Here is a 13,668-nt window from a genome sequence, read left to right as displayed (position 1 = left end):
ATTGCTTTTTTTAGGAAAGTTATGGTATAGTGAATAACCGAAACAGGAAGAGTTTATGAAAATAAAATATTTGGGAGAGATGTTATGGGAGAAATATTGATGCAGGCGTTTTCGTTTGTTGCAATTATTATTCTCGGCTATGTGTTGCGCAGTCGAGGATTTTTTAAGGAAGAGGATTTTTATGTCATTTCAAGGATCGTGCTGAAGATCACACTTCCTGCGGCAATCGTTTCTAACTTTTCGGGGATGAGTTTGGAACCATCCATGCTTCTGATCAGCCTTCTCGGACTTGGGGGTGGTGTGATCCTGATTGGGACTGCATGGTTGATCAGTGCGGGGAAGTCAAAGGAAGAGCGTGCATTTTCTATTTTAAATATGAGTGGGTATAATATTGGAAATTTTACAATGCCGTTTGTGCAGAGTTTTCTTGGACCAGCGGGGATTGTGGCAACAAGTCTGTTTGATTCGGGGAATTCCTTTATCTGTCTTGGAGGTGCATACAGCATTGCTTCTATGGCAAAGGGGGAAGGCGGTGGATTTAAGATCAGGACGATTTTTAAGACACTGTTAAAGTCTGTGCCGTTTGATGCATATCTTCTGATGACTGTGTTATCGTTACTGCATCTTAGCCTTCCGGCTCCGGTTGTATCGTTTACAAAAATCATTGCAAATGGAAATGCCTTTATGGCGATGCTGATGATCGGTGTTGGATTTAAATTGTCCGGAAACCGGGAACAGATTGGGAAAATTGTAAAAATCTTGAGTGCCCGGTATGCGGTATCAATCGTATTGGCGCTTGCCTTTTACTTTTTGCTTCCGTTTCCGTTGGAATATCGCCAGGCGCTTGTGATTCTCTGTTTTAGTCCGATTGCCTCGGCAGCACCGGCATTTACCGGAGATTTGAAAGGAGATGTGGGGTTAGCAAGTGCGGTGAATTCCATCTCAATTGTAGTCAGCATTGTTCTGATTGTGGCAGTATTACTTTTGATTTTGTAAAAATAGAAGATTTTTGAAAGAGAAAAGAAGTGTGGACACTGTTTATAGAAGAAAACTATAAATAGCGTCCATTTATTATAAATAATGATTGGACGAAGACAATATAGAAACCTATACTGATAGTAGAGCGTATTTCTTGAAATTTGTTGGTAAAATGCAAGAACAGACTCACAGAGAAAAAACCTGTCGGAGAGACAGATTTTGAAGAAACAGAAGAAACTAGGAGGGAATGAGATGAATTTAACAGATTCAAAAGCAAAGCTGGCAGTAGGAGGTGCTATTTGTGGAGTGGTAGCAGTACTGCTGGCAATTTTTGGAAATCCCGGAAATATGGCGATCTGTATCGCATGTTTCATCCGTGATACGGCGGGGGCGCTTGGGATGCATCAAGCAGCGGTCGTACAGTATGCAAGACCGGAGATTATAGGGATTGTATTGGGAGCATTTATTATTTCGGTTGTGACAAAAGAGTACCGTTCAACAGCTGGATCTTCTCCGATGATCCGGTTTGTCCTTGGTATCATCATCATGATCGGTGCGTTATTGTTTCTTGGCTGTCCGCTCCGTATGGTACTTCGTATGGCAGCAGGAGATCTGAATGCTTACGTAGGATTGATTGGATTTGTAGCAGGAATCGCAACAGGAATTGTAGCATTAAAGCAGGGATTCAGCCTTGGAAGAGCACACGAGACAAATAAGATGAATGGTGCCGTGCTTCCGGTATTAATGCTTGGCATTCTTGTGATGATTCTGATGGGATCTTCTCTTTTGATCGCAAGTGAGAAAGGACCTGGAAGTATGCATGCACCGGTGTGGTTAGCGCTGATCGGAGGAATTGTATTTGGAGCACTTGCGCAGAAAACGAGAATGTGTTTTGCAGGAAGTATCCGTGATATTATGTTAATGAAAAACTTTGACTTGTTCTCAGTGATTGCAGCTCTGTTTGGAGTGATGCTGATCTACAACATTGCAACTGGAAATTTCCATCTGAGCTTTTCAGGACAGCCGGTTGCACATGCACAACATTTGTGGAATATTCTTGGAATGTATATTGTAGGGCTGGCAGCAACACTTGCAGGCGGATGTCCGCTCCGTCAGCTTGTATTGGCTGGACAGGGATCTTCGGATGCAGCAGTGACAGTTGCAGGAATGTTTGTAGGTTCTGCACTCTGCCATAATCTGAAGCTTGCTTCTGCAGCAGCAGCGGCTGCCACAGCAGAGACGGAGGCAGTTGTCGGAGGACCTGCGATCCAGGGAAAAATTGCAGGGGTAATCTGCATTGTTGTTCTGCTGATCATTGCATTTGCAGGAAATAAGCGAAAATAAAGCAGAAGAAATATCAGAACGAAGAGAGGTCGACAGTATGAAAGAAGTAGATGCAAGAGGACTTTCTTGTCCGGAACCGCTGATGATGACAGCAGATGCATTAAAAAATGAAAAAGGTCCGGTGAAAGTGCTTGTCAGTGAAGTGAATCAGAAGATGAATGTGGAAAAGTATGCAAAGAGCCATGGGAAAACTTACAAATCCAGAGAAATTGGATCAGAATTTGAGATCATTATCGAGTAAGGCGACGGAAGATACATACTAATTAGACAGTACAGAAAAAATATGCTCTGCCTGATGAAATATCATCATTGGGCAGGGCATTTTTTGTACTGGTTTTTGAAAAAGTTTTTCGGTTACATCTATACTTTGAATGACATATCATGTATAATAAGTTTATTGTGGTGCAAAAAGAAAGGGAACTTTCCAAGGGCACAAAGTGCGGAAGATTCCGCTTTAGGATAGTATCGTTAGCCGTTGATTTGATGGCAAGAGGCGGTTGACAGGAAGGAACGGGTTTGAAGAATGAGTGAAAAAGAACTGAGCGCGGAGGAAATCAAAAGAAATACATTGCCACTTTTACGGCATGCGGAAACTATTTATGTGTTGATGTCTGCATGCACAAAGATGCCGTATGTTGTCTGTGATGCGGAGACGTATGACGATGAGGTACTTGTATTTGTCAATGAGCAGGCAGCAAAGCAGGAGGCAGTCCGTCTTCTGCAGCAGGGAGAACCGGTTCAGGTTGTATCAGTAAAGAATGAGTCCTTGCTGGCATTTTACATCAGCCTGCTTCCAATTGGAGCAAATTGTTTGCGGGTGAATAAAGGAACACAGATCGAGACGGTGGTTCAGTTAGATGAACTGATCCGAAGACCAGATGGAAACCATCTTCCAGAGGGACAGATCCGTATTGAGAATCCGGAGTTACATTTGACGGCGCTGTATTTTGCACAGGAATTTCGCAAGAAGAGAGAGGGCGGGATTACCGAAGAACTTAAAGAGTTAAATGAAGAGATGCTGGCACATTTCCGCAGGGGGAAATATATTGTTGCAGTACAGAAAGAAGGACAGCAGATTCCGATTCTGAGAGAAAAGGACGGACAAATGTATCAGCCATTATTTACAGATATTCAAGAATTTAACAAGTTTAACAAAGAGAAAAACTTAAAGGCAGCGATCATAGAGTTTTCGAATCTGCCAAAATTTCTGGCGCCGGAGGCAAAAGGTGTGATCATTAATCCAAATGCAGTGAATATCAAATTGGATATGGCACGTCCAAAGCAACCGTCAGAAGAGCAGAATCAGGCACAGGCAACGGAACAAAAACAGGCAGAAGTGTAGCAGACAGAGTGGTCAGTAAATCAGGAAGCAGTAGAAAATAGAAACAGATATATGGAAAAGAAAAGTACCTTTGGCGGACACAAAATACAGAGTGTCTTCCGAAGGTATTTTTATTGCATGGAAAATCTTCCGACAGACAGAAACAAAAGTGGAGGGTTTGTTTCTTTTTTAGAAAGGGATGTTGATTTTTGAGTCAAATATGCTATATTTGTTACATTCAAAGGAGGAGAAGCGTATGAAAGAACGCGTGTTAAAGGAATATTTTTCCATTCCGAACTTGATGGGATATTTTCGGATTTTGTTGATCCCGGTATATTTATTCCTTTATATTCGGGCGGAGACAACGGAAGAATATTATATGGCTGCAGTTGTGCTGCTTGTTTCTTTCCTGACAGATCTTTTTGATGGAAAGATTGCAAGAAGGTTCGATATGGTGACGGAATTTGGGAAGATTTTGGACCCTGTGGCAGATAAGTTGACACAAGGGGCGATGGCGATCAGTTTTTCCTATAAATATCCGGCGATGGGGATTTTGCTGTTCGTGTTTTTAGGAAAAGAGTGCCTGATGGCAATACTTGGCTTATATATGATGAAAAAAAATTACCGGATGGATGGAGCACAGAAGCATGGAAAGGTATGTACAGCGGTACTTGATCTTGTGATGATTCTTGTATTGATTCTTCCGGGCATGTCGATTTTGATTGTCAATGTTCTTGCTGGAATTGCAATCATAGTCATGCTTAGTTCCTTGGCATTATATTTGAAGATGTACTGGAAGGTGTGGAAGAGTATTGCAGGAGGAAACCAAAAAAAGGAAATAGAGAATGCTTCTGAGAAAGAGAAGGAGGATAAGAAAAAGCAGGAAGCAAACATTCAGGAGAGAGAGGAAGGGGAATCGAAGAAGAAAGGCAGGAGAGGTCGTATGTGGAAAATCATACTGACAGTATGTATCATTGTTGTAATTATTGCAGTTGTTCTGATTCCTTATTTAAAACAGCCTAAAATTACAGAAGAAACAAAGAAAAATTTCAGTGTAGAAAAATTTTATGGAGAAAGCGCATCGGGAGAGCGGGCGAAAATCATACCGGAAAATGGGGAAGCTTTGGAGGAGCGGATCCGCATGATTTCGCAGGCGAAGGAAGAGATTATTTTATCTACCTATGATATAAAGGCAGATATCAGTGGAAAGCAGGTGCTTGCTGCATTATTGGATGCGGCAGATCGAGGAGTGAAAGTATCCATCGTAACGGATGGGGTTCCTTATGTGACTTCCATCTGGGGAAATCCTTATTTTCTTGCACTTGCAGGACAGGAAAATGTAGAGATCAAAATCTATAATCCACTTCGTTTCTGGCAGCCGTGGAAACTCATGGGACGTCTTCATGACAAATATCTGATCGTAGACCGGTCAATGTACATTTTAGGAGGAAGAAATACATATGACTTCTTCCTCGGAGACCAGCCGGGCTATCAAAACTATGACTGGGATATGCTTGTCTGTGTACCAGAAGGAAAGAAAGACACATCTTTAGAGCAGGTAAGAGATTATTTTTCATCTGTGTGGAAGATTTCAGACTGCAAGCTGTATGGAAAGAGCCCGATCTGGAAGTGGAATCCGTCGGTGAAAACGGCAGAAGGAGAATTGCGCAGACGTTACAAGGAGATTGCAAAAGAGCATCCGGACTGGATCATGGAAAAAGATTATACAGAAGAGACAGTAGAAGTGAAAAAGATGACATTGCTTTCAAATCCGACGCATGTCTATGCAAAAGAGCCGGTTGTTTTTTATGAGATGACGGAACTGATGAAGCAGGCAGATCATGAAGTGCTTTTTCATACACCCTATATTATCTGTAATGACTGGATGATGAGACAGCTTGTAGAGGTATGTGAAGGTGAAAAAGAAATCCGGATGATGACGAACTCTGTAGCGAACAATGGGAATCCATTTGGTGCGATGGATTATCGGAGAAATCGGGGGAAAATCATTGACACTGGCGTACAGATCATGGAGTATGACGATGGCGTTTCTTACCATGGAAAATGTTTTACGATCGATGGGCGTCTGACTGGAATCGGCTCCTTTAACTGGGATATGCGAAGTGCCTATCTAGATACAGAACTGATGCTTGTAGCTGACAGTGAGGAACTGACCAGACAGATGAATCAGGCCATGGCAAAGTATGAAGAAAGGGCATTGAAAGTTGTAGATGAGAGTCAGTATGATCTGAAAGAAGGACAAAAGCCAAGGAAACTTAGCGACAAGAAAGCATTTCGGATCAAAGTACTCGATATATTTGGCTCCTGGGCAAGATTTTTAATGTGAATTAATTGACAATAGCAGAAAAATTATGTATACTGGAAAAGACATGGAAGAACAGAGCAATCGGGTTCCATGCAAATATTTATTGACCACCCACAGATGTGGGGAAAGGCCATACGGACAGCCGGGTCAACTGCCGATAGGTGATATTATTACCGTTATTGATTGAGTTAGAAGCTCAATTTTATAAGTTGGTTACTTTATAACCAGTGCGTGAATGCGTGCATCAACTTGTGAAATGGTCAATAAGAGTAGTAAAAGTAAAGTATTTGCTATATAGACTCTAAGCTTTGTTATTCTATTAAAAAATGGAAGAGATTTCGATTACTGATTACAGTAGGAGAAATGTAGATTGAGATAGAATAAAATATAGATTAAAACGCAAGTAATGGAATGGATTCACATTATTTGCGTTTTTTTAGTGTCTGGGAAATTACTTTGGAGTTCTTGCAATCAAAAAGATACTGCGTGTGGGGATAGCGACTCGCAGAGAGCAGATTGGAAAATATGCTGGGGGAAAGGCAAATGGAAAATAAAATCAGATTGTATGGATTTAACAATCTTACAAAGGTATTAAGTTTTAATATTTATGATATCTGCTATGCGAAGACGGCGCGGGAGCAGAAAGATTATGTGGCATATATTGATGAGCAATATAATTCCGAGAGGCTTACGAATATTCTTGTAAATCTGACGGACATGATCGGTGCAAAAATCTTAAATATTGCAAAACAGGATTATGAGCCTCAGGGGGCTTCCGTGACAATTTTAATCTCAGAGGAGAGCAAACTGCCAAGTGGCGAAATACAGCTTGCGCATTTAGATAAGAGTCATGTGACGGTTCATACTTATCCGGAATACCATCCGGAGAGCTGTCTCGCTACGTTCCGGGTAGATATTGAAGTTGGAACATGTGGGGAGATTACACCGCTTTCTACATTGAATTATCTGATTCAGTCGTTTGACTCTGATATTATTACGATGGACTATCGGATCCGGGGATTTACAAGAGACGTGGATGGGAAGAAACTGTTCATGGACCACAAGATTGCATCGATCCAGGAATACATTATGCCGGAGATTTTAAGAAGATACGATGCGATTGACATTAATGTGTACGAGGCAAACCTGTTTCACACGAAGATGATGGTAAAAGAGTTGGATCTTCAGGACTATTTGTTTAAGACAGATGTCTATGAATTACCGCCGACCAAAAGACTGGAGATCATCAATAGTCTGAGGCGGGAAATGATTGAGATTTTCAGTGGAAGAAATATTTTTTAGAGAGTTAGAAATATCTGGTCAGACAGCCGGATCATGGAATCGAAGTTACGAAAACGAATCCATGACAGGAGGATAAAAAATGGAAAAATTATCACAGACAAGAGCGCCGATCTACGAGGCGTTAGAAGCGTTCAGAAAGCAAAGAGTTGTTCCGTTTGACGTGCCGGGACATAAAAGAGGGAGAGGAAATCCCGAGCTTGCAGAACTTTTAGGAGAAAAATGTGTGGGAATGGATGTCAATTCTATGAAGCCGCTAGACAATCTGTGTCATCCAATCTCGGTGATCCGGGAAGCAGAGGAACTGGCGGCAGAGGCATTTGGAGCAGCACATGCATTTCTGATGGTCGGAGGAACAACCTCGGCGGTACAGAGTATGGTGCTTTCCACTGTGAAGCGAGGGGAGAAGATCATTCTTCCGAGAAATGTACACCGGAGCGTGATGGGAGCAATGGTGTTGTGCGGAGCGATTCCGGTATACGTCAATCCGGAGTGCGATGACAGACTGGGAATTCCGCTTGGGATGAGTGTGAAAGCAGTTGAGAAGGCAATTCTGGAAAATCCGGATGCGAAAGCGGTGCTTGTTAACAATCCGACTTACTATGGGATCTGTTCTGATTTAAGAAGTATCGTAGCGCTTGCACATGCCCATGGGATGCTCTGCCTTGCCGATGAGGCGCATGGCACACATTTTTACTTTGGGGATCATCTTCCGGCATCTGCGATGGCGTGCGGGGCAGACATGGCAGCAGTATCGATGCATAAGTCGGGGGGAAGTCTGACGCAGAGCTCTCTTCTTTTGACCGGACCGGAGGTGCATGAAGGGTATGTCAGGCAGATCATTAATCTGACACAGACGACAAGTGGTTCCTACTTGCTGTTGTCAAGCCTTGACATTTCCAGAAGGAATCTGGCGCTTCGCGGGAAAGAAATATTTGAAAAAGTAATCCGGATGGCAGAGTATGCGAGAGAAGAGATCAATCAAATCGGTGGGTACTATGCCTATGGGAAGGAAATTTGCAATGGAGACAGCATCTATGATTTTGATATCACGAAGTTGTCGGTACACACAAGAGAAATCGGGCTTGCGGGGATTGAAGTGTATGATCTCCTGCGGGATGAATATGATATTCAGATCGAGTTCGGTGATCTTGGAAATATTCTTGCATATCTTTCCATCGGAGATCGCCCGCGAGATATCGAGCGTCTTGTCAGTGCGCTTTCGGAAGTGCGGAGAAGATTTGGGGGACCAAGCGTAGGCCTTCTTTCCCAGGAATATATCGAACCGAAGGGGATCGTTTCTCCGCAGACAGCCTTTTATGCGGAGAAGGAATCACTTCCACTAAAGGAAAGTGCAGGGAGAGTGTGCAGTGAATTTGTGATGTGCTATCCTCCGGGAATTCCGATTCTGGCACCGGGGGAGAAAATTACAGAAGAGATTCTGGAATACATTGTTTATGCAAAAGACAAGGGATGCTCTATGACCGGACCGGAAGATCCGGACATTGAGCGGCTGAATGTGCTGAAAGGAGTGTAGGGAAGATGGAACTATGGTTTTCTGAGGTACAGACACCTCATGTAAAATTTTCAGTGAGAGTTGACAGACAGCTTTATAGTGGAAAAAGTGAATTCCAACGGATTGATGTGTTTGAGTCGCCGGAGTTCGGCCGAATGCTTGTGTTGGATGGTTACATTATGCTGACGGAGAAGGATGAATTTATTTATCATGAGATGATGACACATATTCCGATGGCGGTGCATCCATCCGTGAAAAATGTGCTTGTGATCGGCGCGGGAGACGGAGGGATTATCCGAGAGCTGACAAAGTATCCGGAAATTGCACACATTGATATGGTGGAAATCGATGAGCAGGTTGTGGAAGTGTGCAGGAAATATCTTCCACAGACTGCCTGCCGGCTAGATGATCCGAGGGTGGAGATCCATTATGAGGATGGGCTTCGGTTTGTGCGGAGCCGGGAAAATCAGTACGATCTGATCATTGTTGACTCGACGGATCCATTTGGACCGGGCGAAGGACTTTTTACAAGAGAGTTTTATGGAAATTGTAACAAAGCCTTGAAAGAGGACGGAATCATGATCAACCAGCATGAAAGTCCATTTTATGATGAAGATGCTATTTCTTGCCAGAGAATGCACAAACGGATCGTGGAATCTTTCCCGATCAGCAAGGTGTACCATGCGCACATTCCGACCTATCCGTCCGGACACTGGCTGTTTGGATTCGCATCAAAAAAATATCATCCGCTCAGAGACTTAAATGATATTGCATGGAACATGAGAGGAATCTCTTGCAGATATTATACGACGACACTCCACAAGGGAGCGTTTTATCTGCCGTACTACGTAGAGGAGATGTTAGAAAATGTTGAATAAAAATGTAGAAGTATTTATGGCATGTGAAAAGGAAGCACATGAGGCGGACATCGTATTGTTCGGTGCGCCGTTTGATTCGACGACGTCTTACCGGCCCGGCACACGGTTTGGAAGCAGTGCGATCCGCAGAGAATCTTATGGGATCGAGTGCTACAGTCCTTACCAGGACAAAGATTTGGAAGATACGAAGGTGATGGATTGTGGAGATCTGGAGCTTTGCTTTGGAAATACAAAAAAGGCGCTTGCGCAGATTGAAGAACAGGCAAAAGAAATCTTAGATAACTCTGCAATCCCATTTATGCTCGGAGGAGAGCATCTTGTGACGCTTGGTGCATTTAGGGCAGTTTTGGAAAAATATCCGGATATCCATATCATTCATTTTGATGCCCATGCGGACTTGCGGGAAGAATATTTAGGAGAGCAGCTTTCGCATGCTTCGGTGATCCGAAGATGCTGGGATCTTGTCGGAGACGGAAGAATTTACCAATTTGGTATCCGTTCCGGTGACCGGGAAGAATTTTATTGGGCAAAAGAGCATGTGACAATGAGAAAATTTGACTTTGAGGGACTTGAGGAAGTGTTGGAGAAACTGGAAGGAACGCCGATTTATTTCACACTGGATCTGGATGTGTTGGATCCATCTGTCTTTCCGGGAACCGGGACACCGGAGCCGGGAGGAGTTACCTTTGATGCACTGAGAAAAGCAGCTGAGAAAGTGTGCAGCCGGGCAAATGTTGTCGCCTGCGATGTAAATGAATTGAGTCCGCACTATGATCCAAGCGGCATCTCAACAGCGGCGGCATGTAAGATTGTAAGAGAAATGTTGCTTGCGCTGAGTAAGTAGAAAAGTTTCCGAAGAAGTTAAACAAAAAATGAAAGAAAAACAAGAGGAAAGAAACAAGGAGGAACAAAAAATGGGTAAAGTGTTGATTGTAGGATGTGGAGGAGTTGCTTCAGTGGCAGTGCATAAATGCTGTCAGAACAGTGAGGTATTTGAAGAGATTTGTCTTGCGAGCAGAACAAAATCAAAATGCGATGCGCTGAAAGAAAAACTCGAAGGAACGACAAAAACAAAGATCACAACTGCACAGGTAGATGCGGATAACGTGGAAGAACTGATTGCACTGATCGAAAAGGAAAAACCGGATGTTGTCTTAAATCTTGCGCTTCCATACCAGGATTTGACGATCATGGATGCATGTCTTGCGACAAAGACACACTATGTAGATACAGCGAACTACGAGCCGGAAGATACGGCAAAATTTGAGTACAGCTGGCAGTGGGCGTACAGAGAACGTTTTGAAAAGGCAGGGATCACAGCACTTCTTGGAAGCGGATTTGATCCGGGTGTGACAAGTGTTTTCTCCGCATATGCATTAAAACATGAATTTGATGAAATCAACTATATCGATATTTTAGACTGCAACGGCGGAGATCATGGGTACCCGTTTGCGACAAACTTCAATCCGGAAATCAATATTCGCGAAGTATCCGCAAAAGGTTCTTACTGGGAAGATGGAAAATGGGTAGAGACAGAGCCGATGGAGATTAAAAGAGTTTATAATTTTGATGGAGTCGGAGAGAAAGATATGTATCTGCTCCACCATGAGGAGATCGAAAGTCTTGCATTAAATATTCCGGGAATCAAGAGAATTCGTTTCTTCATGACATTTGGACAGAGTTATCTGACACATTTAAAATGCCTGGAAAATGTGGGAATGACTTCGATCGAGCCGATCATGTATGAAGGAAAAGAGATCATCCCGTTACAGTTCTTAAAAGCAGTCCTTCCGGATCCTTCTTCACTGGGACCGCGTACAAAAGGAAAGACCAATATCGGATGTATTTTCCAGGGAAAGAAAGATGGAAAGGAAAAGACATATCAGTTATATAATATTTGTGATCATCAAGAATGCTACAAAGAAGTTGGGTCGCAGGCTGTGGCATATACAACTGGAGTGCCGGCGATGATTGGTGCGATGATGATCATGACTGGAAAATGGAACAAACCGGGTGTACATAACATCGAAGAGTTTGATCCAGATCCGTTTATGGATGCGCTCAATACATGGGGACTTCCATGGATCGAATCTCACAATCCAGTGCTGGTGGACTAATGAGCAGCATGGGGAAGGAAGTAGTCTGTACACCATATTTTGTTGTGGATGAGCGAAGACTGCTTCACAATCTTGAGATTTTAAAGCAGGTGGCAGAAGAAAGTGGATGTAAGATCCTTTTGGCGCAAAAAGCATTCTCGATGTTTTCTGTCTATCCGCTTCTTAGAAAGTATCTTTGCGGGACTACGGCAAGTGGTCTTTATGAGGCAAGACTTGGCAAAGAAGAGTTTGGCGGGGAGACACATGTGTTCTCCCCGGCATATCGGGCGGAGGAATTTGACGAATTGCTCCAGTATGTAGATGATCTTGTATTTAACTCTCCGGCACAGGTAAGAAAATATGGGATTCGCGCAAAGAATGCGGGAAAATCTATCGGACTGCGTGTCAATCCGGAGTGTTCCACACAGGAGGGCCATGCCATTTACGACCCATGCGCACCGGGTTCACGGCTTGGAACAACATTAGAAGCATTTGAGGAGGAGCTCGTACCGCTTCTCGATGGAATTCATATGCACACGCTCTGTGAGCAGAACTCGGATGATTTGGAGAAGACGGTCGAAGCGCTGGAGGATAAGTTTGGAAAGTGGCTTCCGCAGATGAAGTGGTTGAATCTCGGAGGAGGACATCATATCACAAGAGCAGATTATGATCGAGAGCGACTTGTGAGGATTATCCGCCGTCTGAGAGAAAAATACCAATTGGAAGTTTACCTGGAACCAGGAGAGGCAGTCGTATTAAATGCGGGAGATCTTGTTGCAAGTGTGATGGAAATCGTGCATAATAATATGGAGATTGCCATACTGGATACATCGGCAGCATGTCATATGCCGGATGTACTGGAGATGCCGTACCGTCCACCGGTACAGAAGTCAGGCAATCCGGGAGAAAAACAATATACTTACCGATTTGCCGGTCCAACCTGTCTTGCAGGAGATGTGATCGGTGACTATTCTTTTGAAAAACCGCTTACAGAAGGAAGCCGTGTGGTATTTGAAGATATGGCGCTTTATACGATGGTAAAGACAAATACGTTCAACGGAATGGCACTTCCATCGATTGTTTTCCGCGATCAAGAAGGAGAAGAACATCTTGTGCGGACATTCGGTTATGAAGATTTCAAAAATAGACTTTCGTAAGATAGATTGTTTTGTTCCACATAAAAGGAAAAGAAAGCCGGGGATGAGATGAAACGTTCAAAACAGATGTCAGAATCCATTGAACTTGGAATTTTGCTTGCTTTGTCAGGCGGATTGATGGATGCCTATTCTTATATTTACAGAGACCATGTATTTGCCAATGCACAAACAGGAAATATTTTGCTATTTGGAATTCAGTTGGCGGAGAAGAACTGGACGGCAGCGCTGCATTATCTGTTTCCAATCAGTGCTTTTGTGGTTGGAATCGCATTGGCAGATATCGTACGCATGAAGACAGATGAGAAGAATTTTCATTGGCGCCAGATTTGTGTGCTGATAGAGGCATTTGTCCTTATTTGTGTTGCATTTTTTCCACAGAGCATGAACACAGTTGCAAACAGTCTAATTTCGTTTGCGTGTGGAATCCAGGTGGAAAGTTTTCGTAAAATTCACGGGCAGGGAATTGCCACAACGATGTGTATCGGAAATTTGAGGAGTGCTACACAGAATCTTTGTGAATATTGGAGTACAAAAAATTGGAAGGCAGTGGAGAAGGGAATGCTCTATTATGGGATTATTATTTGTTTTGTGATGGGAGCTGTGCTTGGAAATGCTTGTATCAGATATCTGCATGGAAAAGCGATTCTCGTCAGTGCGGGACTTCTTGCAGCAGCCTTTCTTCTGATGTTTGTCGACAAAGAGAAAGAAGAAAAGGAAGCGGCTTCGCATAGAAAAGTATATAGAAAATAAAAG

General features: G+C 43.2%; 12 protein-coding genes. All 12 read left to right on the top strand.

All coding sequences use genetic code 11. The features are described from left to right. Positions 1 to 84 precede the first annotated feature (84 nt). Positions 85 to 996 carry an AEC family transporter gene (locus ACGG81_RS09705; RefSeq protein ID WP_008974981.1) on the top strand — a complete coding sequence of 304 codons (912 nt, stop codon included), beginning with the start codon at positions 85 to 87 and terminating at the stop codon, positions 994 to 996. A 234-nt stretch (positions 997 to 1,230) separates the two neighbouring features. Next, a complete protein-coding gene (gene yedE, locus ACGG81_RS09700; RefSeq protein ID WP_390108069.1) occupies positions 1,231 to 2,322 on the top strand; it encodes a YedE family putative selenium transporter in 1,092 nt (363 codons plus the stop codon). A 37-nt stretch (positions 2,323 to 2,359) separates the two neighbouring features. Further along, on the top strand, positions 2,360 to 2,563 hold the full coding sequence (locus tag ACGG81_RS09695; RefSeq protein WP_008974983.1) for a sulfurtransferase TusA family protein: 204 nt from the start codon (positions 2,360 to 2,362) through the stop codon (positions 2,561 to 2,563). Positions 2,564 to 2,845: 282 nt separating this feature from the next. Beyond that, a complete protein-coding gene (locus ACGG81_RS09690) occupies positions 2,846 to 3,664 on the top strand; it encodes an SseB family protein (protein ID WP_320852531.1) in 819 nt (272 codons plus the stop codon). Positions 3,665 to 3,899: 235 nt separating this feature from the next. Beyond that, positions 3,900 to 5,990, top strand: a complete 2,091-nt coding sequence (locus tag ACGG81_RS09685) for a phospholipase D-like domain-containing protein (RefSeq protein ID WP_390108067.1) — start codon at positions 3,900 to 3,902, stop codon at positions 5,988 to 5,990. Positions 5,991 to 6,512: 522 nt separating this feature from the next. Further along, positions 6,513 to 7,271: an adenosylmethionine decarboxylase gene (speD, locus tag ACGG81_RS09680; protein WP_009262320.1), complete on the top strand. Its 759-nt coding sequence runs from the start codon at positions 6,513 to 6,515 to the stop codon at positions 7,269 to 7,271. 79 nt (positions 7,272 to 7,350) lie between these two features. After that, positions 7,351 to 8,805, top strand: coding sequence for an aminotransferase class I/II-fold pyridoxal phosphate-dependent enzyme (locus ACGG81_RS09675; protein ID WP_390108064.1), 1,455 nt, complete (start codon positions 7,351 to 7,353; stop codon positions 8,803 to 8,805). A gap of 5 nt (positions 8,806 to 8,810) precedes the next feature. Beyond that, positions 8,811 to 9,662, top strand: a complete 852-nt coding sequence (gene speE, locus ACGG81_RS09670) for a polyamine aminopropyltransferase (protein ID WP_008974988.1) — start codon at positions 8,811 to 8,813, stop codon at positions 9,660 to 9,662. Beyond that, a complete protein-coding gene (gene speB / locus ACGG81_RS09665) occupies positions 9,652 to 10,506 on the top strand; it encodes an agmatinase (RefSeq protein WP_009262318.1) in 855 nt (284 codons plus the stop codon). The genes speE and speB overlap by 11 nt, the downstream gene beginning before the upstream one ends. Positions 10,507 to 10,576: 70 nt before the next feature. Beyond that, positions 10,577 to 11,779: a saccharopine dehydrogenase family protein gene (locus ACGG81_RS09660; RefSeq protein WP_009262317.1), complete on the top strand. Its 1,203-nt coding sequence runs from the start codon at positions 10,577 to 10,579 to the stop codon at positions 11,777 to 11,779. Then, complete coding sequence (gene nspC / locus ACGG81_RS09655) at positions 11,779 to 12,915, top strand: carboxynorspermidine decarboxylase (protein ID WP_009262316.1); 1,137 nt, start codon at positions 11,779 to 11,781, stop codon at positions 12,913 to 12,915. The genes ACGG81_RS09660 and nspC overlap by 1 nt, the downstream gene beginning before the upstream one ends. A 48-nt stretch (positions 12,916 to 12,963) precedes the next feature. Then, positions 12,964 to 13,665 (top strand): YoaK family protein, encoded by a 702-nt coding sequence (locus ACGG81_RS09650; protein WP_009262315.1) that lies wholly within the window; start codon positions 12,964 to 12,966, stop codon positions 13,663 to 13,665. Positions 13,666 to 13,668 lie beyond the last annotated feature (3 nt).

Origin of the sequence: Faecalimonas umbilicata (assembly GCF_042846195.1) — a bacterium.
In the GTDB taxonomy this organism is placed as follows: Bacteria; Bacillota; Clostridia; order Lachnospirales; family Lachnospiraceae; genus Faecalimonas; species Faecalimonas umbilicata.
The sequence above is the reverse complement of the archived record's forward strand: the minus strand, read 5'-3'. Positions and strand labels throughout refer to the sequence as shown.